Here is a 23,386-nt window from a genome sequence, read left to right as displayed (position 1 = left end):
CCAGATGAGGCCTGAGTCTTCAGTGTTTGAGGCGATTAAAGCTTATTTCGTATTTCCCCGCTACAGCCTCGGCTTGGAATACTTTGGTTTCCGGGTAGCGATGCTTGAGTAAGGCCAGTAGTCGCTGTTTGTCTTCGGTGCTCATAAAAGCGCCAAAATAAACCGCTCGCAGTTCGTTCGCAGCAAATGGTTGGTCGCTGAACCAGTCATTCTCGTCGGTGGACTTGGCCGCCGTAGCGGCATCAACATTAAAAAAGCAGCGCCACTCCTGTTCGCCCTTTGCCGCCGGTTGTTTGCAGAGAAATTTCTCGGCAAAAAAATCCTGGCTGTGCAGCTTTTCGTTGTAAAGAATGACGTTTAGCTGTTCTTTAAGGCTGGTAATTTCCGGGCGCGCCGGCAGATACTGCACCTGTTGCGGCGCGGCAAGCGACGTGTTGTCGCCGCACTGAAACTTCAATACGGCCCCTTTGTGGCTGTCGGCAAAGTACTGCCAGGCGGTCAGGTTGTCGGCTTTGGCGGAGAAACTGCAAATACGCAGGCTGCGTGTGTAGCGGCGCCAGTCGCTCATCATTTCGTCCAGCTCGTTTTGGCGCTGATCCACCATGCGGGCCATCAGCTCCTGCAACACCTCTTCCGCCTCCTCAGGAGAGGCAAAGCGTTCCTCATCCCGCCAGCGGCGAATGACCTGAGTCAATGGTGAGGCGCCGCGCGGATCTTCGCGGGCGAAGATCATACCGCAGGCGGTACGAATCACATTACTCAGCAGTGTTTGCGGTTCAAAGGCCAGCGCGGTGCGATGGTTGAGTTCAAACGGATCGCGGTAAAGTACCGGCGCACTCCAGCGCAGACAGCCGGACTGCAGAACTTTTTCGGCAGTCAGCGCGTCGCTGTATTTGGATAAGGTATCTGGGTGATCGGGCACTTGCTGTCCTTATTGTCGGTACTGATTCACTATAGTGTTATATCGGCCGTTTGCGGGTTTTATAAAGTGTTTTTATACGCCAATCAAGTCGATCGTGATTTTATTTAAGCCTGTTCTGGGCAAATTTTCAGATCTTGCCTGTGCAATGATTCCACCGCACTGGTTGGGACGCTAGAATAGTGACCCCTCCTTCAACAGGCAAAGGAAGACACGTGATTTTTACCGGCTCTCATATCCTCTCCGTGGAACAGTTTGAACGCTCCGATATTGAACATATTTTTCAGGTGGCCGATGCCATGGCGCCCTACGCGCTGCGCCGCCGGGTGACCCGGGTGTTAGAAGGCGCGATTTTGGGCAATATGTTTTTCGAGCCCAGTACTCGCACGCGTATCAGCTTCGGCTGCGCCTTTAACTTGCTGGGGGGCGAGGTGCGTGAAACCACGGGTTTTGAAAGCTCGGCCATTGCCAAAGGGGAGTCTCTGTATGATACCGCGCGGGTTTTGTCGGGCTTTTCCGATGTAATCTGCATGCGTCACCCCCAGGAGGGGTCAGTGGCTGAGTTTGCCGAGGCCAGCCGGGTACCTGTGTTGAACGGTGGTGACGGGGCGAACGAGCACCCGAGCCAGGCACTGCTGGACTTGTACACCATTCGCAAAGAGCTGGCGTCAAAAAATCGCGGTATCGATGGCCTGCGTATCGCACTTATTGGTGACTTGAAGTACGGCCGCACGGTCCACTCACTGTGTAAGCTGCTGCGGCATTTCGCCAATGTGCATGTGACTTTAGTGTCGCCTGCAGAGCTGGCCATGCCGGAGGCGATCGTTGAGGAGATGCGCCTTGCAGGTCATACAGTGGTGGTTACGGAAGATCTGACGCAGAGTATCTCCAGCGTCGATATCGCCTATTCCACTCGCATTCAGGAAGAGCGCTTTGCCACCAAAGAGGAGGCGGATATGTACCGCGGCCGCTTCCGCTTAAACCAGTCTATTTACACCCAGTACTGCGAACCCAACACCGTAATTATGCATCCGCTGCCGCGCGATTCACGGGCCGACGCCAATGAGCTGGACAACGATTTAAACCAAAATCCTAATCTGGCGATTTTCCGCCAGGCGGATAACGGTGTGCTGGTGCGCATGGCGCTGTTTGCCCTGGTGTTGGATGTAGTGGATCAGGTGGATAAATACGCCCGCGATGTAAACTGGTATAACTCTCTGCGTACCCTTTAGCCGCAAAGCGCTTGGTCGCTAGCAGCAAAGCGTTTAGTGGCAGCGTTGGGGTGCTAGTGCCCCAACAGCTGGCCGGCCATCTTCTGTAAATCTTCGCAGTTCAGGGGTAAGTCCACACTGGGTCTGGCCGCCGGGGGCGGTTCGGCGACGTGCCCGAGATACAGTTGGGCAATGGGCGCGGTGCGCTCCAACTCTGCCAAAGTGTCGGCCAGATAAGCGCCGTCCTGGGTGACTAGGGTGGGGCAGAGAATGATTAAGTCGGGGCGGATATTAACCGCTAGCTCCAGTGTTTCTTCGGCACTTTCGGCCGTGATCAGGTTGTAAATGGGGCGCAGGCAGGCGCTGGCCTCTTGCAGTACATCTTCATCACTGTGGGCGATGATTACCGTGCGGTGGGCGGTCATTTCTTCCAGGGCATATTGGTTGCGCCCGGTGTGCTTAGCGCGATAGAGCGCCCGGTCGGCGGCTTTAATTACCTCCTCTAAGTTGCAGCTGCGTGGTTGCAGGCAGCAGGCGGCGCCAATGGATACGGTGACAATAGGCTCCACCGGAGAAACCTTGTGAGGCAGGGCTAAATCGGCCACGGCCTGCTTAATGCTGCTGCACACCCTCTCGGCCCCGGCCGCATCGGTTTCTGGTAGCAGCACTACGAACTCTTCGCCGCCGTAGCGGCCGAGGAGGTCGTAGGGGCGATTGAGGCAACCTTTGATGGCCGCCGTAACTTCTTTCAGGCAGGCATCGCCTGCGGGATGGCCATAGTGATCGTTGTAGAGTTTGAAGTGGTCGACATCGATCATCAGCGCGCAAGTGTGGGTTTGCTTGCGTCCGGCTAATAACCATTGCTGTTCTGCCTGCTCGTTAAAGGTGCGGCGATTGAGCACCTGGGTAAGGCTATCCAGCTGACTCAGTGCTTCCAGCTCGTTATTAAGGCGGTTGAGCTGGTCCCGCATATCGGCAATGCGCTCCATGGCGCGAATTTTTGCCGTAATGATCATTTTACTGACCGGCTTGATCAGATAATCGTCCCCACCGGCTTCGATACCTTGACGGTAGTCGTCGTCTTCACTCATGCCGGTGACGAATATGATCGGGATCCAGTGGCTGCCCAGCCACTCGCGAATTAACGCCGTGGTTTCAAAGCCGTTCAGCCCCGGCATTTCCACATCCATAATGATCATATCTACCGGTGTGTCTTCCAGCAGCTGCAACGCCTGCTCGCCGCTTTCGGCGAGCAGGGGACTATGCCCGGCATCAAGCACGTATTGGCTCATGGCGTGGCGCAGGGTGGCGCTGTCTTCAACCAGCAATATTTTCATGGGTGGACTCGGGCAACGGGCAAAACCGAAGTTTACCGATTGTTGGCGCGAAAAACATCATTATGGGTCACAGTTTTACCGTCATTTTCGACGCATTATCGATTTAACCGCAATGATCGATATAACGCCAGTGGCCGCTCTCGCGCCGGAACAAGGATTTTTCCAGATGGTGGTGAGTCTGCTGGCCCAGCTGGTAGCGGGCACTGAAGGTCACTGTGCCAGTGTCGTCGTCGGCACCACCGCCTTCGCAGGCGAGTATATCCAGCCCCAGCCAATGGCAGCTGCGGGCCCAGTCGTCAATCGCCTCTTTGGATGTGCGGTTGCGACTGGACACACTCCAGGTTTGCCATAGGTAGTCAATCGCTTGTACTACATGGGCGGTGTATCGCGAGCGCATCAAGCGCTCGGCGGTGGGGGCGCTCTGACCTTCAAAGATAAGTGGGCCGCAACAATCTGCGGTGGCATTGCCCGAGCCGCAGGGACAGTTTATGGGGGCTGTGAGTGGCATTTTGCACCTCTTTTGGGTATGTTGTGCGCCTGTTTCGGGCCTCGCCCGCCTACCGGCGCCAGTGGCAATCCCTATTTATTGTGTGGTTTAACAATCTACGACCAAGCTCATGACCGATTTCGACGATATCCGACCCTATAACGATGATGAAGTGCGCCCCGTGCTGGACAGAATTCTGGCCGATCCGGAACTTGCCGATGCCGTAGCGCGGCTAAAGTTTCCGCGCTTGGCGGGCCCCTTAGGTTTTATTTTACGGCCTTTAGTGCGCCGGGTTATGGCTCGCCAACTGGTCGGCGTGGATAGTGTAGATAAGTTTCAGTTGGTTGTAGAGAAGTACATGCGCCATATGATTGAAACCACCACTACCCGGTTAACCAACTCGGGGCTGGATAAGCTCGACCCCAACCAGGCCTATCTGTTTATCAGCAATCACCGGGATATCGCCATGGACCCGGCGTTTGTAAACTGGAGCTTGTACCACGCGGGCTTTAAAACTTTGCGCATCGCGATTGGCGATAATCTACTGACCAAAGAGTATGTGTCAGATTTAATGCGCCTGAACAAAAGCTTTATTGTGAAACGCTCGGCCAAGGCGCCGCGGGAAAAGCTTAAGGCGGCGAAAAAACTATCGGCCTATATTTTCCACTCGCTGACCGAGGACAAAGCCAATATTTGGATCGCCCAGCGTGAGGGGCGCGCCAAAGACGGCAACGACCTGACCAACCCGGCGGTGATCGGGATGCTCACCCTCAACCGGCCCAAGGCGCAGGATTTTTCTGAGTATGTGCGCTCGCTGAAAATCGTGCCGGTTTCCATTTCCTATGAAAATGACCCCTGTGATATCGCCAAGGCGCACGAGCTGCATTCCCAGCGCACCACCGGGGGTTATGAAAAGGGCGATCAGGAAGATGTGCAGAGCATTGCCAAAGGTATTGCCGGGCAGAAAGGCCACGTGCATGTCGCCTTCGGCGATGTGCTCGACGGCGACTATGCCGATACCGAAGCCGTAGCCGCCGAGATTGACCGCCAAGTGTGGGCCAAGCAGGTACTGCATCCCAGCAACTGTTTTGCCTTTGATGCAGTAGGAGGCGAGGCCCGCTCGCTGCCTTATTCCGATAAAGCTAAGCCTTTCGAGCCGGGGAATTTAAGCCAAGCGCGCGCCAGCTTCGATTTGCACATTGCCTCAGTGCCCTCGGAATACCGGGACATTGTGCTGAATATGTACGCCAATCCGGTGCGCAATAAATTGAAGGCTCAGCAGGCGTAAATGCTCACCGATGCGATCAAGCAGGAGATTCAGCAGACGTATTCTGAATTTCTGAAATCCCGCGAGCTGGGCCCGCGCCACGGGCAGAAGTTGATGATCGCGGAAATTGCCCGCACCCTGGGCAGTATTAGCTCCGATGCCGAAGGCGTGCGCAACAGCGACGGCCATGTGTGTGTGGTTGAAGCAGGCACGGGCACGGGTAAAACCATCGCCTATTTGCTGCCCTCAATTATTATCGCCAAGGCGCTGGGTAAAAAGTTGGTGGTCTCTACCGCTACCGTCGCCCTGCAAGAGCAAATTATTCACAAAGACTTACCCGAGCTTAAAAATCACACTGACCTGTCTTTTAGCTTTGCCCTGGCCAAAGGGCGGGGGCGCTATTTGTGTCTGTCAAAACTGGACAATTTAATGGGCGAATTCGCCAGCGCCGACGATCCCACCCGCGCGCTTTACGAAGATGAACTGCCCAGCGTCGATGAGCAGGGCATTAAGCTCTATGAGTCGATGATGGACGCCCTGGCGGCCAATAAATGGGACGGCGAGCGCGATTCCTGGCCCAGCGAACTGGAGCCGGCGGACTGGCAGAGAGTCACCACAGATCATCGTCAGTGCACCGGCAGACGCTGTTCCAATGTCTCTGTGTGCAGTTTTTTTAAAGCGCGTGATGCGCTGCATACCGCCGATTGTATCGTCACCAATCACGATCTAGTCCTGGCAGACTTGGCATTGGGGGGCGGGGCGATATTGCCCGACCCGGAAGAGGCCATTTACGTGTTCGATGAGGGCCATCATTTACCCGACAAGGCGCTCAATCACTTTGCCTGTCACGGCCGTATGCTCTCTACCAGCCGTTGGCTGGAGCAATGTAATAAGTCGCTATCTGGGGTGTTGGGGCAAATCAGTGGCGCCGGGCGGGTGGATCACTTTGGCGAACAATTGCCGGGGCAGTTTATTCAGTGCAAACGCGAGCTGGATATGCTGTACCCAGCATTGGATGAACTGATTCAGACGATTGCAGATGATTCTCGCGAACGCCGTTCGACCCATTATCGTTTTGAGGGCGGCATTGTTCCTGAAGGTATTCGCGCCCAGGCTGAGCAGTTGCACATGAGTTTTGATCGGCTCAGTGATCTTTTGGGTAAAATGGCGAATGAAATCAACGAGGCCATGGAAGACGCTCACTGCCGTATTCCTAAAGTGGATTTGGAAAATAACTACCCGGTGATTGGCGCCTGGCAGGCCCGCGCTGAAGCCGGTGCCGAGCTGTGGTTGAGCTATTCGCGCACCGATGCGCAAACCAGTATCCCCAAGGCGCGTTGGCTGACCCTGGTGGACTTTAACGGCAACTACGATATTGAGGTGTGTTCTAGCCCGATTCTGGCGGCCCGTACTTTGGAGTTCAGCCTCTGGAACCAGTGCTACGGCGCCGTGGTAACTTCGGCCACCTTAACTGCGCTGGGTAAATTTGATCGCTTTCAAATGCGCGCTGGCACACCCAACAACAGTCGCTACGCCGTGGTACCCAGCCCGTTTGATTTTTCCCGCGGTGTTCTGCGCGTGCCCGCCGAGGCGGTGGACGCGGGCGATAGCTATGCCCACACCCGCGCAGTAATCGACTATTTGCCCGAGCTGTTGCAAACCGATGAGGGCTCGCTGGTGTTGTTTTCATCGCGGCGGCAAATGCTGGACGTGTTTGATGAAATGCCTGAGCACTGGCGCCGACGGATTCAGGTGCAGGGGGTTTCTTCCAAGCAGGAAATGCTGGTAGAGCACAAAAAGCGTATCGACAAAGGCGAGGGCAGTGTCCTGTTTGGTTTGGCGAGCTTTGCCGAGGGTGTCGATTTGCCCGGCGATTATTGCGCCCATGTGGTAATCGCCAAGTTGCCTTTCGCGGTGCCCGACGATCCCATTGAAGCATCTGTGTCCGAGTGGGTGGAGTCGCGCGGCGGCAACCCGTTTATGCAAATTACCATCCCCGATGCCTCCCTTAAATTGATTCAGGCCTGTGGCCGCTTGCTGCGTACCGAGGGTGATACAGGTTGTATCACCCTGCTGGACAGGCGTGTTGTGACCAAGCGCTACGGCAAAGCAATTTTGGACTCGCTGCCGCCGTTTAAACGTCAAATTGAGAGTTAGCAACGTCATGGCCGATAAGCATATCGCCGTAGCCAATGTGTTAATTGATATAGAAGCGGCCATGCGCGAGCTGCAGTTATGGGAGTCCAGCCCACCGTCGGCTGAGGCGCTGGCCAGCACTCAGCCTTTCGCTATAGATACCTTGTCTTTTACCGAGTGGCTGCAGTTTATATTTCTGCCCCGCCTGCAGCAGTTGGTAGAGCAGCGTGGCAGTTTACCGGTGAATTGCCAAATTGCGCCCATGGCGCAGGAGTATTTTCGCCCCATGGCGATTTCTGGCGAAGCGTTGATCATCGAGCTGCAACGAATTGATACACTTTTAAGCCAGTAAAACCTTGCCTTGGCTGAAGCTTTCGCCTAGTTTTGAATGGTTAAAGGGAATCAATCATTGGAGCCACTCTATGAGAACGCTTAGCCTCGCACTTCTTTGTACTTTTGTATTTACCGCTGGTTGTGCGACTCCGCCGCCGCCTGTGTCTCACGACGGTTTACACTTAATCGATAATCGCGATTTAGATCAGGTGTATCTCAAACCCGAGATTGATCTCGGCGCTTACGGGGCCATTAGTTTGCGCCCCTGTACCGTGGCCTTTCGCGATAATTGGCAGCGCAATCAAAACTCCAATATTTCGGCGGGTCGCGCGCGCGTCACCGACGAGGATATGGATGTAATCAAGGGCCGTCTTGCCGAGGCCTGCGATAAATATTTTCGCCAGGCGTTAGAAAAGGAGCCGGCCTATCGCATCGTGGCCGAGGGCGAGCAGAGTGATGTGCGAGTGCTGGATGTGCGCCCTTCAATCATCGACTTGGATGTCACCGCGCCCGATCTCAACGATGTTGGCATGGTCACGACCTACACCACTGATTCCGGCGAAATGACCCTGTTTTTAGAAGCCTATGACGGCGCCACTGGTGAGATTCTGGCGCGCGTGGTGGATCGCAAGCGCGACCGCGATGACATGTACCTGGAGTGGACCAACCGCGCCACCAATATGCACGATGCGAATATGTATCTGCGCAGCTGGACTAACGACTTGCGCGAAGGTCTGGATAAAGCACGCGCCTTGTAAATCCTAAATGCGCAACTCCCGCGGCGTCCGCCGTCGCGGGACTATTTGCTCTTGTGCTGCTCGCGAAACCACTCCCAGGCATCCACCACCGACCCGTCTTCTAAGGTGCACTCACCGCTTTGTGTATTGTATTGGCCCTGGGCCTCGCAATACACGGCGGCCGGATTGGGCAGGCCCACTTTTTTCTCCAGCGTTTCACGGTAATAGTCCCAGGCGTCCACTACTTCGCCATTGGCCAGGGTGCATTGCCCCGAGTCAAAGTCGTACTGCCCGCCTTGCTTTTCGCAGTAAACCGCTGCCGGATTGGGCTGGCGCGAGGTCTCTTGATTGGACTGATCGCACCCCGCGACCAGTGCGGCAATCGTAAACATGCCCCAAAGCTTATTCATTTTCACTCTCCTTTAGTGATCAGAAACTTCTTTGTTGCACTACTATAGCTTAAACAGGGCGGCCCGACGGTTCGCCGTAGCGGCGAATGGCGGGTAGCAGGAGTAAGCTGAGTATGGATGATGCCAGCATACTCAAGGCGATCGGAGTAATCGAGTCGCTCAAGAACACGCTGGCGACTAGCCCCATACCAGAGCCCATGACAAACATTGAGACGGTTTGAATTGCCGCCGCACTACCGCCCTGGTGAGGCGGGAACATCCCCATAAAGTGAGTTGCCCCCGCGGGGTTAATAACGCCCACACAGCTGACCATCAGAATAATTAAACTGGCGGCCAGCGGTAAATTGAGTGCATTCCAATAGGCAAATCCGGTAAAAGCGACGACCAGTAGCGCCTGCAACACAATTATGACGGCAAATACGTTTAGCGCACGGTAGCGTTTCAGCAATTGAGTGCTTAAGGAGTTGGCGCCAATTAAACCTACGGCGGCCCCACCAAACAGTACTGAAAAGTGGGTTTCACCAATGCCGAAATACGTCATATACATGTAAGAGGCGTGGGTGACATAAACCAGCAAAATGCCGGCCGCACTACCCATGCAAAGGGCAAAGCGCGCGGCAATGAACTTGCCGTCTTGGCGATGCAGCAGAATGTCAGCGTACTGGTGTGCGATCCGGCGGATGGAAATGGCCCGGGGCGGGTGCTGCATAGTCTCGGGAATCAGTGGCCACATAATCGCCAGCAAGACGCAGGCGTAGCTGACCTGAAAGATAAAAATCGCCTGCCAGCCAAAGCTGAGCAAGGCCGTACCAAACAGAGGTGCAATCACCGGGGCGACCATCATCACCATCATTACCGTGGCAAAGCGCGGCCCGATCTCATCCGCCGGATACGCATCGCGGACCTGGGCCATAGCGGTAATACTGGCAAACCCGCCGCCAAAAGCCTGTAGGGCCCGCAATAGCTTGATGGTGCCAGCCGATTCGCTGCAGGCGATTGCGGCGCTGGCAAGAATAAATAGTAAAGTGCCAATAATACAAACCCGCTTACGTCCGATTTGATCCGACAAGGGACCACCCAAAAGTTGCCCGGCGGCAAAGCCCACTAAAAACGTACTGACAGACGTGCTTAGGGTTGCGACCGATACACCCAAGGATTGGGCCATAGTGGGTAAAGCGGGCAGATAGGCATCCATTGCCACCGGGCCCAGCGCGACTAAGGCGCCTAAATACAATAAAAAGTAGCGGGGTAATTGCAGCTTGGTCATGGTGGGCCGAGGGTTTTGGGGTTCTACGCGCCGTTACTATACAGAATATAGCGCCCCGGCGGCACCGAAACTAAAGGCCGAAAGGCGTTAAGTTTGTAAAGCTCAGCGATAAAAAACAACGCCCCGGTCAGGGCGTTGCTGGGAGCTTGCAATGGCAATAGGCCCTAGGGTTTACATCTGTTCGGAGACTTCAATCCCCAGCATGTCCAAGCCGGTGGCAATGGTGCGCGATACCAAATGGCACAGCCGCAAGCGGCTGTCGCGGGTGGCCGGCTCAACGTCGGATTTCAAAATTGGGCAGGCCTCGTAAAAACGCATATACAAACTGGCGACATCGTAGACATAGTTGCACAGCACATGGGGCAGAGCATCCTCGGCGACCTGGGCCAGCACTTCGCCAAATTGCAGCAGTTTAATCGCAAGTGCTTTTTCCTGTTCGGTGCCAATAACAATATCGGCGCTGACTTGTTCGGGGTTCACCCCGGCCTTGCGAAAAATACTCTGCACTCGGGTATAGGCGTACTGCAAATAAGGGGCGGTATTGCCTTCAAAGCTGAGCATGGTGTCCCAGTTAAAGACATAATCATTGGTGCGGGTTTTACTTAAATCCGCGTACTTAACCGCACCAATACCCACCTTGCGGGCCACTTCGTCGGCCTCTGCCAGCTCGGGGTTTTTATCGGTAATAACCGCGCGAGCGCGATCGACGGCTTCGTCCAGCAGGGCCGAAAGCTTAACCGTTCCGCCGCTGCGGGTTTTAAAAGGTTTGCCGTCGGATCCCATCATGGTGCCAAAGGCGTGATGCTCCAGGCTCACCTGGTTGCTGACAAAACCGGCTTTGCGCGCCAGGGTAAACACCTGCTGCATATGCAATGACTGACGGGCATCGATAAAGTACAGAATACGGTCCGCGTTCAAATCCACCGCGCGATAACGCAGCGCCGCAAGGTCGGTCGTGGCGTACAAAAAGCCGCCGCCTTTTTTCTGCACAATTACCGGCGAGGGGTTGCCCTCTTTGTCGGCCAACTCCGGCAAAAATACTACTTGCGCGCCCTGGTCTTCGCTGCACAGCTTCTGCTCTTGCAGCTCTTGCACGATAGGAGCGAGATCGTTGTTGTAATAACTTTCGCCGCGCACATCGGCGGCGCTTAGGGTGACGTTGAGCTTTTGGTAAATTTCAGCGCTGTGATCGAGAGACACTTGCTTGAATTGGCGCCACAGCTTTAGCACCTGTTCGTCACCCGATTGCAGTTTGACCACATATTCTCGGGCTTTATCGGCAAAGGCTTCGTCGGCATCAAAGTGAGCCTTGGCTTGCTGGTAAAAAACCTCCAGGTCGGAAAGTGCCATGCTGGCGCTCTCGTTCTGGGCTAGGTGCTCTTCGAGTTCGGCAATCAGCATACCGAATTGTGTGCCCCAGTCGCCCACGTGATTTTGCCGGATGACGGTGTGACCCAAACGCTCTAACACCCGTACCAGCGAGTCGCCAATAATGGTCGAGCGCAAGTGGCCTACGTGCATTTCTTTGGCCAGATTGGGCGAGGAATAATCCACGACAATGGTTTGCGGTGTCTCGGCGGCGCGGATAGCCAGGTCGGTGGCGCGCTCGGCACTAGCGGTTTGCTGCGCCAGCCATTCGGGCTTCAGGTGAATGTTAATAAAGCCGGGGCCGGCAATTTCCACTTTTTCGGCCAGCTCATCAACGGCCAGATGCTCGACAATCTTGGCCGCCAGCTCGCGCGGGTTGGTGCCCATTTTTTTCGCAGCGCCCATTGCGCCATTGGCCTGATAGTCGCCAAAGCCTGCTTTTTTGGCTGCGGCCACCATGGGTTGGCAGTCGTCGGGGATGCCGGCGCCGGTCATGGCGGCGCGTACTTTTTCGCTGAGTAATTCGCGGATGTTCATAGTGCCCAATTCAGTAGTGCAAAAGCGGCGATTGTACCATGGCGGGGGATCGGGCGGGCCGTTATGGCGCCAGAGTGAAGGCACTCCGGGGTCGGCGATGACCCCGGGTAGAAAGGGGAGTTAAAACTCGTAGCTGACACCCACGGTATAGCGGAAGTCATCTTGTTCGGGAATAACCCCGTCGGCATCCGCCTGGGGGTATTTAATTCGATCCCAGTAGGCGCTCATGCTTAAATCAAGCTTGTCGGTCAGGTCGATATACAAGCTGACCACACCATGGTGTTTGTACTTGCCCGACTCGTTGTTAGTGGCCGTCAGCTGGTAGGTGGCGCTTACGTCCATATAGTCCGTCAGCTCCTGATCGTATTGGGTGTTGAGATAAAAAGCCCCGGAATCGACCGTTTCGTCTTGCCCTTCGGGGACTTCTTTGTATTTGGTGTACATATAACCCGGGCCTGCCGATGTGGTCCAGCTGGTCTGGTCATTATCAATTAAGTACACACCGGCACCCATACCCGCGGTCCACTGGCTGGAGATGTTCTGCAGGGGCGCGCTGTAAAATTCAAATTGCACAGGCTGCCAGAACCAGCGCTCGGAACGACGAATATACCAGCTGCCCGTGGCCCGGTGCTCGTTACTGGTCTCTTCGCCTTCATCGTAAAACACATCGGCAATATAGCTTAGGCGCACACTGGAGCGGGCGGTGCGGCGCAATAGACTGACATTGGCATTGAAGTCTTCCTGATCCACATTACCGGTGCGGTAGTTAACCCCGGCACCGACCTTACCGCTCCAGCGGTCGATTTCACGCCTGCTGGTGCTGGCGATGCGCATCACATCGAGAATTTCAAAAGGCCCCTGGCCGTCGATGTACAGCTTGCCGTCCACCGTCTCGAGCTTGCCGGTATAAAGTTGCTGGTTGGTGAACAGCACATTCACAGACTTATGGGTGTGGATCGCCGCAACCGATTCCCAGTCAATGGACTGGTCTCCCAGCTCGTCACTGTCAAACTCCAGCGAGTCTTGCTCCAGAGCGGTAACTTCGCCCTTGAGCCACTCACCGGAGGTGAGCTTAACCCAGTCCCAGGGCGCGTCTATCTCGACGGTGGCGACAGTGGGCGCGTCGATGTCTTCAGCTGCGGCGACGGTTGTGGAAATGGTCGCGGGGATTGCCGCGCAGGCAAGTGTTAGCGAGTAAGCCCGAAGCGAGTAGGGTCGGCGGATTAAGCTTTTCACAGTAAGAGTCCTTGAAAAAACGTGTCCAGAATTTTTGATGCCTGTCACAGAGGATGAATTGGCGTGACAAAGGAGCGATTATTATAAGACATCTGTTGTCTCAGGCGTAACCCGTGGGCTAACAGGGGCAGACAGTGTCACAAAAAAGTGTCTACACTGCTTGGGCAGAAACCGTAGCTGTTGCATTTATCAACTTGTCAGGAGACATCCCTTGAGCTTGCCAACACTTTGTTCCCAAATTGGCGCAGACTTTTCTCGCGGTCAGCTGCGTCTAACGTTAAACCGTGAGGCGCAAAAAAACGCCTTGTCTTTGGCAATGTACCAGAGCCTGACCGATGCATTGCGCTGGGCCGCAGGCCAAGGCGATGTGCGCGTGGTGCGGCTGTGCGGCAGTGGCGATAGTTTCACCGCGGGTAATGACCTGGCCGATTTTTTGAGTGCCGGCGAGCTGAACGAGAGTCATCCAGCGGTGCAGTTTATGCGAGCGGTGCGAGAATTGCCGCAGCCGCTGGTGGCCGAAGTCAATGGCCTGGCCGTGGGTATCGGCACCACATTGCTGCTGCATTGTGATTTGGTCTACGCCAGCGAAGACTCTTACTTTCAATTGCCTTTTACCCGTCTGGGATTGTGCCCTGAGTTTGGCGCCAGCACCTTGCTGGCCAAGCGCATTGGGCATGTTAAAGCTCGCGAGCTTTTACTGTTGGGCGATAAGCTTGAGGCTCTGGAGGCAGAGCGCTTGGGTTTGGTCAATGGAGTCTATCCGCTGGAGCGGCTTGCCGAAGAGGTGGACTGGGTGTGTGCCGAGCTGGGCAAATTACCGCCGCAGGCGGTGGCCCGCACCAAAGCCTTACTTGGCGAGGTAGAAGCTTGGCCCACGGATAGAGTGATTGAACGCGAGCTCGCGGTATTTGCCGAGTGTTTGCGTGGCGATGAAGCGAAGCAGGTTATCAGCCAACTAATGAATAAGGGTAACGCATGAAATTAAATGGAGACTTTGCCGGTAAAACGGTGTTGGTAGTGGGCGGTACCAGTGGTATCTGTCGCGGTATTGCTGAGCGCTTTGCGGGCTTAGGTTGCAGCGTATGTGTGATCAGTCGCTCGCAGGATAAAATCGACACCACGGTGCTGGCTTTGACTGAAATGGGAGCGCAGGACGCCTGTGGCTTTAGCGTTGATGTGCGCAAAGGCGATGAAATGCGCGAAGCTGTCAGCCAGTTGCACGCCCGGTGGGGCGCTCTGGATATTGTCGTCTCCGGCGCGGCGGGCAACTTTCCTGCACTTGCCAGCGGCTTGTCCGACAATGGCTTTGGTGCGGTGGTGGATATCGACCTCAAGGGCACCTTCCATGTGATGAGCGCTATTTATCCTTATTTGCGTAAGCCCGGGGCCTCGGTAATTAATATTTCGGCGCCTCAAGCGCAGCTTGCGATGGCCGGGCAAGTACATGTATGCGCCGCCAAGGCTGGGGTGGACATGATTACCCGCACCTTGAGCATTGAGTGGGGCGGCGAAGGGGTGCGGGTGAATTCGGTGATCCCCGGGCCGATTGAGGGCACCGAGGGCATGGATCGCCTGGCGCCGGGCGAGGATATGCGCAACAAAATTGTCCAGACCGTACCGTTAAAACGCATGGGCCGGGCGCGGGATGTTGCCGACTGCTGCGTATTTTTAAGCTCCGATTTGGCAAGCTTTATTACCGGTGCGGTGATCCCGGTAGACGGTGGCTGGAGCCTGGGTGGTGCGGCAAGTATCGGCACAGGAATCGCTCAGATGCTGCAACAGCAGCAACAGTAAAGCCGTTGGTTTTCGCTAGCCTTTGCCTAAGCGGATGCACCGGCATCCGCTGTTTATTTACATATCGTCCTTAAGCTTACACAGGTATAATTTCTCAAACCCTCAATGACAGGATAACTCCTCCCCCGTGTCTGACAGTCAAACCCAGTTTTCTCGCCTGAGCCTGCAACCCGAATTGCAACAAAATCTTAAATCCCTTGGCTATACATCCATGACGCCCATTCAGGCGGAGAGTTTACCGGCCATTATTGCCGGGCGTGATGTGATTGGCCAGGGCAAAACCGGCTCGGGTAAAACCGCTGCGTTTGGCTTGGGAGTACTTAATGCCCTTGAGGTCAAACGTTTCTGCGTGCAGGCGCTGGTGCTTTGCCCCACGCGCGAGTTAGCCGATCAGGTGGCCAAAGAAATTCGTCGCCTAGCGCGGGCGATTCACAATATTAAAGTGCTGACGGTTTGCGGCGGAATGCCTTTCGGCCCGCAAATCAATTCGCTGGAGCATGGCGCGCACATTGTGGTGGGCACGCCGGGGCGGGTGGAAGAGCACATCCGCAAAAACAATTTGGATTTAAGTCAGCTATCGATGTTGGTGCTGGACGAAGCGGATCGCATGTTGGAAATGGGCTTTGCCGAAGCGCTGGATGCGGTGATTGCAGCGGCACCGGTGAAGCGTCAAACGCTGCTGTTCAGTGCGACTTATCCGCCCAAAATTGAACAGATTGCTAAGCGGGTTATGCGCGAGCCGCTGTTGGTGAAAGTAGAGTCCAGCCACGACACCTCTAGCATTCAGCAGAGCTTTTATGCCGTTACGGACGAGTCGTCGCGTTTGCGTGCCGTACAGTTATTGCTCTTGCAGCACCAGCCGGAATCCGCTGTGGTGTTTTGCAATACCAAGCGTGAAACCCAGCAAGTAGCGGATGCTTTATCGGCTCAGGGGTTCAGTGCATTGGCATTGCATGGCGACTTGGAGCAGCGTGATCGCGACATTACCCTGGTGCGCTTTGCCAACAAAAGTGCCACGGTGCTGGTGGCTACCGATGTCGCCGCTCGCGGTCTGGACATCGAAAATTTGGACATGGTAATTAACTACCAGCTCGCTCGTGACAGCGAAGTACACGTGCATCGGGTGGGGCGTACCGGGCGCGCGGGTGCGAAAGGTATTGCCTGTAATCTGCACAGCGATAAAGAGCACTACAAACTATTATTGTTGGAAGAAGAGCAGGGGCTTGAGGTATCCAACACCCCATTACCTAAAATAGACGTGGCCAATGCCCAGGCGCCGCAACCGGCGATGGTGACACTGCAAATAGACGGCGGAAAAAAACAGAAAGTCCGCCCCGGCGATATTCTGGGTTGCCTGACCGGAGACAAGGGTATCGATGGCGGTGCCGTGGGTAAAATTAATATTGCCGATAACTCATCGTTCGTTGCAGTTAAGCGTGCGCAGATGAAAAAAGCTTTGGATAAAATTCGCAACGGCAAGTTGAAAGGTCGGCAGTTTCGGGTGCGAGTGGTGAGTTGAGGGCAGCTAAGTCAGTCAGTTATCTTTCCTATCGCCGTTTTTTGCTTCGGCGGCGCCGCGGATAAATGGTGCAGCCATCGTTTATCCACGGCGATAGGGTGTGAAAATCATTTCAATATCATCCAGCAAACTGTCCAGCTGTGTTACATCGGGTGAGCTTTGAGCGAAAGATCGGGCGCCCATTAGCTGAGTTTGCAATAGCCGCGCTAGCCGCGCGCAGTCCACATCCGCTTTTAGTTCTCCGGCATTTTTAGCTTGCTCCAGAGCGGCCGTAAAGCCCTGCTCCACTTGCTGCAGTAAGTGACGCGCTTTGCTGCGCAGCGGGTCGGCGTCGTCGGTGGATTCCAGCAGCGTTTTCACCACTAGGCAGGCGGGAGCTTCTGCCAGAGTAGATTGGTCATCGCCGAGCAAAAGCCAGCGTAAATAGGCCATTACACCGTTGATAACGCCGTTTTCGCGCTGAATAAACTGCTGTACGTCAACTCGCATTTGGTCGGCGTAGGTATCGATAGCGGCATCAAACAGTTGTTGTTTATTGCCAAACGCGGCGTACAGGCTGCCAGGGCGCATATCCAGCGCTTTTTCAATATCTTTCAGGCTGGTGGCGTAAAAGCCCCGCCGCCAGAAAAGATCTACCGCTGCTTGTAAGGCTGTTTCTCGGTCGTATTGCGCGCTTCTGGGCATGACATTTCCAATAATTTGAACGATTGCTCAATTATATCTTGAATGATCACTCAGATACAGGTAGGCTTAACTCGAAATTGAATGATTGCTCAAATATTTTGAGATTCACAGAAAATTGATAGGAGATGGTATGACTGACTTTACTTTACACACTCAAGATTCTGCCCCGCAGGAAGCCAAAAGCCTATTGCAGGCATCGGAGAAAAGCTTCGGCATGATCCCCAACTTGCACGCGGTGATGGCCGAGGCTCCGGGGCTGCTGGAAGGCTACCAAGCACTCCACCGGTTGGTGCTGGAGTCTAGCTTTGACAACGAGGAAAAAACTGTGGTGTGGCAAACGGTGAATGTGGAGCACGAATGTCACTATTGTGTGCCCGCACATACCGGCATCGCTCATTCAATGAAGGTGGATGAATCTATTACCGAAGCTTTGCGTAATAAAACCGAGTTGCCCGCCAAGCTGGAAGCCCTGCGCGAGTTCACCCTGGAAGTGGTGCGCAACCGAGGCAATGTGGATGACGCCAAAGTCAGTGCCTTTTTAGATGCGGGTTTTACCAAGCGTCAGGTACTGGAAGTGATTTTGGTGGTTTCGCAAAAAGTGATGAGTAACTACGTCAACCACTTGGCCGAGACACCCATTGACGAGCCGTTCAAAAAGTTCGAATGGTCGCCCAAGTAAACGTTTGGTTTCTTGAGAGATTCCCTATAGGGATAAGCGAATAACTGCGGATGGTCTATGACCGTTCGCGGTTGTTCTCTGTGGATACGCGGGCTTTTGTCCTGATCCATAAAACCACCTGCCAGCACGCCAATCCCACCAAAATGCCCAGCGAGTTCGCAGCGATATCCTTGAGCTCAAAACTGCGCCAGGGCAGTGTGTACTGAATAATTTCTACCAGGGTAGAAAAACAAAACAGCTGAAAAAACCTCAGCCAGATTGCCTGCCGGGCAAAAGCGATACTGACCGATACACCCGCCACGGCGTAACCGGCAAAGTGCATCAGTACATCATTGTAATCGCCCACGACCTGCTGGGGTTGTTTGGCGGTACCCATTACCAGGTACAGCGCTAACAGCAGCAGGTATTGGCCGATAAACAGAACTCGCATTAACGCAACACCTTAACGCAGCACCAGCATTGACGTTTTGCAGCGGCAAATCATGGCGGTGGTGGTGCTACCCACAATAAAGTGGCGAATGCGTGAATGACCGTAGGCGCCCATCACCAGTAAATCGATAGCATTTTCACGTTGGAATTCTTCGAGTGCCGAGTCCGGGTCGCCGGCAATAATATGTTCGGCCGCCTCAATCCCCGACTGTTGCAGCTGGTTTTTAGCCCAGGCTAACGACTCGCGATTGTCCGCTGTGTCTTTGCCCACCATAACCAAGTGACACACGCTGTCCTTAAGTAGGGGGCTCGCGGCAATCATCTCGATGCCTTTGCGAATGGTGGGGCTGCCGTCGTAGGCAATCATCAGTTGTTTGGGGGCGCTAAAGCCCTGCTGCACAATCAAAATGGGCTTGTGCATGGTGCGGATGATTTTCTCGATATGGCTGCCGATATGCCCATGGGCACTGGCGCTTTCGGCGCCGCGCTTGCCCACCACCAATAGGCGGGTTTCATCGGCCAGATCCACCAGTGTATCGGTTAGTTCGCCGTGGCGTTGGCGTGTTTGCGCCTCACTGATGCCCGCCTGGTTTACTCGCTCAAGGGCAGCGGCAAGCATTTGCTTGCCTTGCTCCATGGCCAACTTGCCGCGTTTCTCGTCCAGCTCGGCCAGCTCTTCCAGCAGTGTTTCTTGGGCGCCAAAGCCCAGGGTGCCGGATAAGTTGCGCTCTCCTAGGCCGTGCACATAATCCAGCACGTGCAACAGGTGCAGCGGCGCTTGCAGCTTTTGCGCGGCCCAAGCGGCACCGTCGCAAACGGCTTGAGCGTAATTGGAGTCGTCGATACAGGCGATTACATTGCTAGCCATAATATGGTCCTTTTAATGCCCCATTAACTTTTCAACTTCTTCGGGCTTATTGTGTACGGCAAATTTGTCCACCAGGGTGGCGCTGGCCTGATTGAGACCAATTAAGTCTACCTCGGCCCCTTCGCGGCGCAATTTAATGACCACCTTGTCCAGTGAGCTGATGGCGGTAATGTCCCAAAAGTGCGCGCGGGATAAATCGATGGTGACACGATCTACCGCCTCTTTGAAGTCAAAACCGCCGATAAACTGTTCGGCCGAGGTAAAAAAGACCTGGCCCACAACCGTGTAAGTGCGATGGCTGCGATCGTCGCTTAGCTCAGAGCCCACATACAAAATTTGCCCCACCTTATGAGCAAAGAATAGGGCGCTTAGCAGTACACCCAAGAGCACGCCCAAGGCGAGGTTATGAGTGGCAACCACTACGGCAACCGTGGCAATCATGACCACCGAGGAGCTTTTGGGATTGGTTTTAAGCGCCGCAATTGAGGCCCAGCTAAAGGTGCCGATAGAGACCATAATCATCACCGCCACCAAAGCGGCCATGGGGATGCGGCCCACCCAATCGCCTAAAAAGACCACCAGTATCAGCAAAAACACGCCCGCGACTAATGTCGATAACCGCGTGCGGCCACCGGATTTTACGTTGATAACCGACTGCCCAATCATGGCGCAACCGGCCATGCCGCCGAGAAAGCCGGCGCCAATGTTCGACAGACCCTGGCCCACACACTCACGGCTTTTATTGCTCTCGGTGTCGGTCAGGTCATCGACAATCGTGGCGGTCATCATCGATTCCAGCAAGCCCACTACCGCCAGGGTAAGAGAGAAGGGAAAGATAATTTTTAAGGTTTCTAAATTGAGCGGAACATCCGGTATCAAAAACACCGGCAGGCTGTCGGGCAGCTCCCCCATATCGCCCACGGTGCGCACATCAATACCGAAATAAATGGCAACCGCGGTGAGCGCGACAATACACACCAAGGGTGAGGGTATCGCGCGGGTAACATAGGGTAGCAGGTAGATAATTCCCAAACCGGCAATCAGCAGCGCGTAAACCGGCAGGGTAAAGTTGGCGCCAGTAATCTCGGGCAATTGCGCGAGAAAGATCAGTATTGCCAGAGCGTTTACAAACCCTGTCACCACAGAGCGTGAGACAAAACGCATCAAGTTACCGAGCTTGAGCGCCCCCGCAATAATTTGCAGTACACCGGTTAGCAGCGTTGCCGCGAGCAAATATTCCAAGCCGTGGTCTTTGACCAAATCTACCATCACCAAAGCCATGGCGCCGGTGGCGGCGGAAATCATGGCCGGGCGGCCACCTGCGAAGGCACTGATGAACGCGATACAGAAGGAGGCGTAGAGGCCGACCTTTGGATCCACTCCGGCGATAATGGAAAAGGCTATGGCCTCTGGGATTAGGGCGAGTGCAACCACGGTGCCCGAGAGCAGGTCGCCACGCACATTGCTCAGCCAGTTCTGGCGAAGAGTATCAAGCATATAAAACGTCCGTTTTAAAGAATTGAACAGATAGCAGAAGTCTGCCCGAAAAATATTTCAGGCCTGTATAGAGGTGAGGCAGGGGGCGCCCTATGGTGGACTAGTGTTGCGTGAAAAGCTCATTTTGCTGAAAGATCGTCTCAAAAGGGCGCAGAGTCTATCAGAATGGCCAAAAATTGCCAGTTACTCAAAGTGCCTGGTGTGCGGCCAGTAGATCCTCAGCAGAGTATAGATCCTGTGGCGTATTGATATTCGTGAAAGGATCGAAGGGCTCGCAGGCAAAGTCCACTTGGGTATGGGGGCGCTCGGCAATCCAATGTTGCAGCCAGGGTATTTCGCCACTTTGCAAGGTGGCGGCGAGATCGCTCAGCAAGCTTTTGTGCCACAACGCAAACACCGGCTGCAGGCGACCATTGGAGGCGGCGACAATAACTTTGCTGTCTGGCTCGGCGGCTTGTTGCAGCTGTGCGCACATATCTTTGGGGAAAAAGGGCGTGTCGCAGGCAAAGCTTGCCAGCCACTCAGTGCCTGGCTGTTCGCGACACATCCAATCCATGGCGGCGTGAATACCCGCCATGGGGCCGGGAAAATCGGCGAATACGTCCGGTACCACCGTAAGTTTGGTCCGGGCAAACCGCAGCGCATTACCGTTGGCACTTAACAGCAGCGGAGCTACTTGCTCCTGAGCCCGTTCGACACTTCGACTGAGTAGGGTTTTGCCTCTCAGCGGCAGCAGACATTTATCGCCGCCGCCCATGCGGCGGGCCAGGCCTCCGGCGAGTAGTACGCCTGTGGGTCTTGCGGATAATGTCATGGGGCCTCACGAGTGTAGATAATTGCGCCAATTATAGGGGCTTTTATGTGACGATTGTACCCTTAATGCATCGCCCTTGCGTTAGATCAAAATGCCATCTGAGTAATGACAATAACATAGCTCATAGACAGGGACTTCTTTGGTCATTGCTATTAGGATCATTTTATTTATTAATTTTTATTAATTTGTCTAGTCTATTAATATTTTCCCTGTGATCAAAAAGTTAAATTTTTTGGTAATCAGTCAGGCAGAGAAAGAAGGAATTCGCAGATGAGCAAAACTACCTTAACCAGTTCGGCCGGCGCCCCGGTCATTGATGACAACAACAGCATCAGTGCCGGTGAGCGAGGTCCCTTAACCTTCGACAATCATTACCTGTTTGAAAAGCTGGCCCATTTTAATCGCGAGCGTATTCCCGAGCGTGTCGTGCACGCCCGTGGCTCTGGTGCCTATGGCACCTTTACCTTGAGTAAAGCCATGGGTGATTACACTATCGCAAACTTTCTGCAAAAAGTGGGTGAGCAAACCGAGGTGTTTGTGCGCTTTTCTACAGTGGGTGGTGGTCAGGATTCCAGCGATTACGCTCGCGACCCGCGCGGTTTTGCGGTGAAGTTTTACACCCAGCAGGGCAACTTTGATGTGGTGGGTAACAACACTCCGGTCTTTTTCTTGAATGACCCGATCAAGTTTCCGGACTTTATTCACTCGCAAAAAAAGAATCCACGCACCAATTTGCCGGACCCTCAGGCGATTTTTGAATTTTGGGCCAATCACCCGCAATCGCTGCACCAGATGACTATTTTGATGAGCGACCGGGGTATCCCCGCCAGCTACCGGCACATGCATGGTTTTAGCTCGCACACCTTGAGCTTCTGGAACGACAAGGGCGAACGCTACTGGGTGAAATGGCACTTTAAATCCAACCAGGGCATTAAAACCCTGACGGAAAAAGAAACCGAGGGCTTACCTGCGTTTGGCGCACAACAGGATTTGGTGGAATCTATCGACAAAGGCGACTTCCCCAGTTGGGCGGTGAAAGTGCAAATTATGACCGAGGCGCAGGCGCAGAGTTATCACATTAACCCGTTCGATTTGACCAAAATCTGGCCCCATGCAGACTTTCCGTTAATGGAAATTGGCCAGTTGGAGCTGAACCGTAACGTTGATAACTATTTTGCCGAAACCGAACAGGCCGCCTTTGCACCCAGTAACCTGGTGCCAGGTGTGGGCGCCTCGCCGGATAAAATGCTGCAGGCCCGATTGCTCGCCTATCAGGATGCACATCGCTATCGGGTGGGAGTAAACCACAACCAGTTGCCGGTTAACCGTCCGCGCTGTCCGGTGAATCACTACCAGCGTGATGGCGCCATGGCTGGTTGCCCGATGAATGGCGGATCGAGCGTGCAGAGCAGCGGGGCAAACTTTTACCCCAACGACCGCGCCGCCCAAGGTGCGCCGGATGTGAGCAATCACACACCCGAGCCACCACTGACATTGGCAGGGTCAGCGGCTAAGCGTTACGACCAGTCGGACGCCGACTACTACTCGCAGGCAGGTGACTTGTACCGCTTGATGAGTGAAGACCAGAAAAGCCAATTGGTGAACAACATTGCCGGTGGTTTGCGTCAGGCAGACAGCTCGGTGCAAGAGCGTATGGTGGCACTGATTAGCCAGTGCGATGCCGATTACGGTCAGCGGGTGCAAGCCGCTATCGCCTAAGCCAACATTTCTAACCCCCAACTTCGGCGCCCACGGGCGCCTTTTTTATGTCGCCTGTATTCTGAGGGCCGCGACGAGTTGGTTGAACAACTTTATTTGTTACGGCGCGTATAATACATCTCAGCAAAGTGAGGTGTT

Annotated in this window: 22 protein-coding genes; 10 read left to right on the top strand and 12 right to left on the bottom strand. The window is 54.6% G+C overall.

Annotated features, from left to right (window positions below):
- Positions 1-19: 19 nt before the first annotated feature.
- Positions 20-922, bottom strand: coding sequence for a DUF2971 domain-containing protein (locus tag NHM04_RS06730; RefSeq protein WP_254266223.1), 903 nt, complete (start codon positions 920-922; stop codon positions 20-22).
- A gap of 212 nt (positions 923-1,134) precedes the next feature.
- Between NHM04_RS06730 and NHM04_RS06725 the strand changes: the two genes are divergently transcribed.
- Entirely contained in the window at positions 1,135-2,151 is a 1,017-nt protein-coding gene (locus tag NHM04_RS06725; RefSeq protein ID WP_254266222.1) for an aspartate carbamoyltransferase, read from the top strand.
- Positions 2,152-2,204: 53 nt separating this feature from the next.
- Here NHM04_RS06725 and NHM04_RS06720 read toward each other — a convergent pair whose 3' ends face one another.
- Positions 2,205-3,467 carry a diguanylate cyclase domain-containing protein gene (locus NHM04_RS06720; RefSeq protein ID WP_254266221.1) on the bottom strand — a complete coding sequence of 421 codons (1,263 nt, stop codon included), beginning with the start codon at positions 3,465-3,467 and terminating at the stop codon, positions 2,205-2,207.
- Positions 3,468-3,570: 103 nt separating this feature from the next.
- Positions 3,571-3,975 (bottom strand): YchJ family protein, encoded by a 405-nt coding sequence (locus NHM04_RS06715; RefSeq protein ID WP_254266220.1) that lies wholly within the window; start codon positions 3,973-3,975, stop codon positions 3,571-3,573.
- Positions 3,976-4,084: 109 nt separating this feature from the next.
- Here NHM04_RS06715 and NHM04_RS06710 point away from each other — a divergent pair, with 109 nt between their 5' ends.
- The 4 genes from NHM04_RS06710 to NHM04_RS06695 all read left to right on the top strand — a co-directional run bounded on the left by NHM04_RS06710 (position 4,085) and on the right by NHM04_RS06695 (position 8,448).
- Positions 4,085-5,242, top strand: coding sequence for a 1-acyl-sn-glycerol-3-phosphate acyltransferase (locus NHM04_RS06710; protein ID WP_254266219.1), 1,158 nt, complete (start codon positions 4,085-4,087; stop codon positions 5,240-5,242).
- A complete protein-coding gene (gene dinG, locus NHM04_RS06705) occupies positions 5,243-7,378 on the top strand; it encodes an ATP-dependent DNA helicase DinG (RefSeq protein WP_254266218.1) in 2,136 nt (711 codons plus the stop codon). It abuts the gene before it with no gap.
- Between the two features lie 7 nt (positions 7,379-7,385).
- Positions 7,386-7,709 (top strand): YqcC family protein, encoded by a 324-nt coding sequence (locus NHM04_RS06700; protein ID WP_254266217.1) that lies wholly within the window; start codon positions 7,386-7,388, stop codon positions 7,707-7,709.
- A gap of 70 nt (positions 7,710-7,779) precedes the next feature.
- On the top strand, positions 7,780-8,448 hold the full coding sequence (locus tag NHM04_RS06695; protein ID WP_254266216.1) for a DUF3313 family protein: 669 nt from the start codon (positions 7,780-7,782) through the stop codon (positions 8,446-8,448).
- A gap of 41 nt (positions 8,449-8,489) precedes the next feature.
- On the opposite strand, the gene NHM04_RS06690 is transcribed toward NHM04_RS06695, so the two are convergent.
- The 4 genes from NHM04_RS06690 to NHM04_RS06675 all read right to left on the bottom strand — a co-directional run bounded on the left by NHM04_RS06690 (position 8,490) and on the right by NHM04_RS06675 (position 13,245).
- Positions 8,490-8,837: a DUF333 domain-containing protein gene (locus NHM04_RS06690; RefSeq protein WP_254266215.1), complete on the bottom strand. Its 348-nt coding sequence runs from the start codon at positions 8,835-8,837 to the stop codon at positions 8,490-8,492.
- Between the two features lie 49 nt (positions 8,838-8,886).
- Entirely contained in the window at positions 8,887-10,104 is a 1,218-nt protein-coding gene (locus tag NHM04_RS06685) for a multidrug effflux MFS transporter (protein ID WP_254266214.1), read from the bottom strand.
- 171 nt (positions 10,105-10,275) lie between these two features.
- Positions 10,276-12,009 carry an arginine--tRNA ligase gene (argS, locus tag NHM04_RS06680; RefSeq protein WP_254266213.1) on the bottom strand — a complete coding sequence of 578 codons (1,734 nt, stop codon included), beginning with the start codon at positions 12,007-12,009 and terminating at the stop codon, positions 10,276-10,278.
- A gap of 120 nt (positions 12,010-12,129) precedes the next feature.
- On the bottom strand, positions 12,130-13,245 hold the full coding sequence (locus tag NHM04_RS06675; RefSeq protein ID WP_254266212.1) for a DUF481 domain-containing protein: 1,116 nt from the start codon (positions 13,243-13,245) through the stop codon (positions 12,130-12,132).
- 211 nt (positions 13,246-13,456) lie between these two features.
- Between NHM04_RS06675 and NHM04_RS06670 the strand changes: the two genes are divergently transcribed.
- From NHM04_RS06670 to dbpA, 3 genes are all read left to right on the top strand, one after another.
- Complete coding sequence (locus tag NHM04_RS06670; protein WP_254266211.1) at positions 13,457-14,224, top strand: enoyl-CoA hydratase; 768 nt, start codon at positions 13,457-13,459, stop codon at positions 14,222-14,224.
- On the top strand, positions 14,221-15,039 hold the full coding sequence (locus NHM04_RS06665) for an SDR family oxidoreductase (RefSeq protein WP_254266210.1): 819 nt from the start codon (positions 14,221-14,223) through the stop codon (positions 15,037-15,039). Before NHM04_RS06670 ends, NHM04_RS06665 begins: the two co-directional genes overlap by 4 nt.
- A 127-nt stretch (positions 15,040-15,166) precedes the next feature.
- The gene (gene dbpA / locus NHM04_RS06660) at positions 15,167-16,558 is read left to right on the top strand and encodes an ATP-dependent RNA helicase DbpA (protein ID WP_254266209.1); all 1,392 of its coding nucleotides are present in this window, start codon (positions 15,167-15,169) and stop codon (positions 16,556-16,558) included.
- Positions 16,559-16,639: 81 nt separating this feature from the next.
- Here dbpA and NHM04_RS06655 read toward each other — a convergent pair whose 3' ends face one another.
- Positions 16,640-17,242, bottom strand: a complete 603-nt coding sequence (locus NHM04_RS06655; RefSeq protein ID WP_254266208.1) for a TetR/AcrR family transcriptional regulator — start codon at positions 17,240-17,242, stop codon at positions 16,640-16,642.
- A 130-nt stretch (positions 17,243-17,372) separates the two neighbouring features.
- Between NHM04_RS06655 and NHM04_RS06650 the strand changes: the two genes are divergently transcribed.
- Positions 17,373-17,921, top strand: coding sequence for a carboxymuconolactone decarboxylase family protein (locus tag NHM04_RS06650; RefSeq protein ID WP_254266207.1), 549 nt, complete (start codon positions 17,373-17,375; stop codon positions 17,919-17,921).
- Between the two features lie 55 nt (positions 17,922-17,976).
- On the opposite strand, the gene NHM04_RS06645 is transcribed toward NHM04_RS06650, so the two are convergent.
- The 4 genes from NHM04_RS06645 to mobA form a co-directional block, all read right to left on the bottom strand.
- Entirely contained in the window at positions 17,977-18,351 is a 375-nt protein-coding gene (locus tag NHM04_RS06645) for a VanZ family protein (protein ID WP_254266206.1), read from the bottom strand.
- Between the two features lie 12 nt (positions 18,352-18,363).
- Positions 18,364-19,218: a universal stress protein gene (locus tag NHM04_RS06640; RefSeq protein ID WP_254266205.1), complete on the bottom strand. Its 855-nt coding sequence runs from the start codon at positions 19,216-19,218 to the stop codon at positions 18,364-18,366.
- Between the two features lie 12 nt (positions 19,219-19,230).
- On the bottom strand, positions 19,231-20,715 hold the full coding sequence (locus tag NHM04_RS06635; protein WP_254266204.1) for a SulP family inorganic anion transporter: 1,485 nt from the start codon (positions 20,713-20,715) through the stop codon (positions 19,231-19,233).
- A 187-nt stretch (positions 20,716-20,902) separates the two neighbouring features.
- Positions 20,903-21,529, bottom strand: coding sequence for a molybdenum cofactor guanylyltransferase MobA (gene mobA / locus NHM04_RS06630; protein ID WP_254266203.1), 627 nt, complete (start codon positions 21,527-21,529; stop codon positions 20,903-20,905).
- Between the two features lie 270 nt (positions 21,530-21,799).
- On the opposite strand from mobA, the gene NHM04_RS06625 reads away from it, so the two are divergent.
- Positions 21,800-23,248 carry a catalase gene (locus NHM04_RS06625; RefSeq protein ID WP_254266202.1) on the top strand — a complete coding sequence of 483 codons (1,449 nt, stop codon included), beginning with the start codon at positions 21,800-21,802 and terminating at the stop codon, positions 23,246-23,248.
- The last annotated feature ends 138 nt before the right edge of the window (positions 23,249-23,386 follow it).

The organism is Gilvimarinus sp. DA14 (assembly GCF_024204685.1).
Lineage (GTDB): Bacteria > Pseudomonadota > Gammaproteobacteria > Pseudomonadales > Cellvibrionaceae > Gilvimarinus.
Note: the sequence above shows the minus strand (reverse complement) of the source record. Positions and strands in the feature narration are given on the sequence as shown.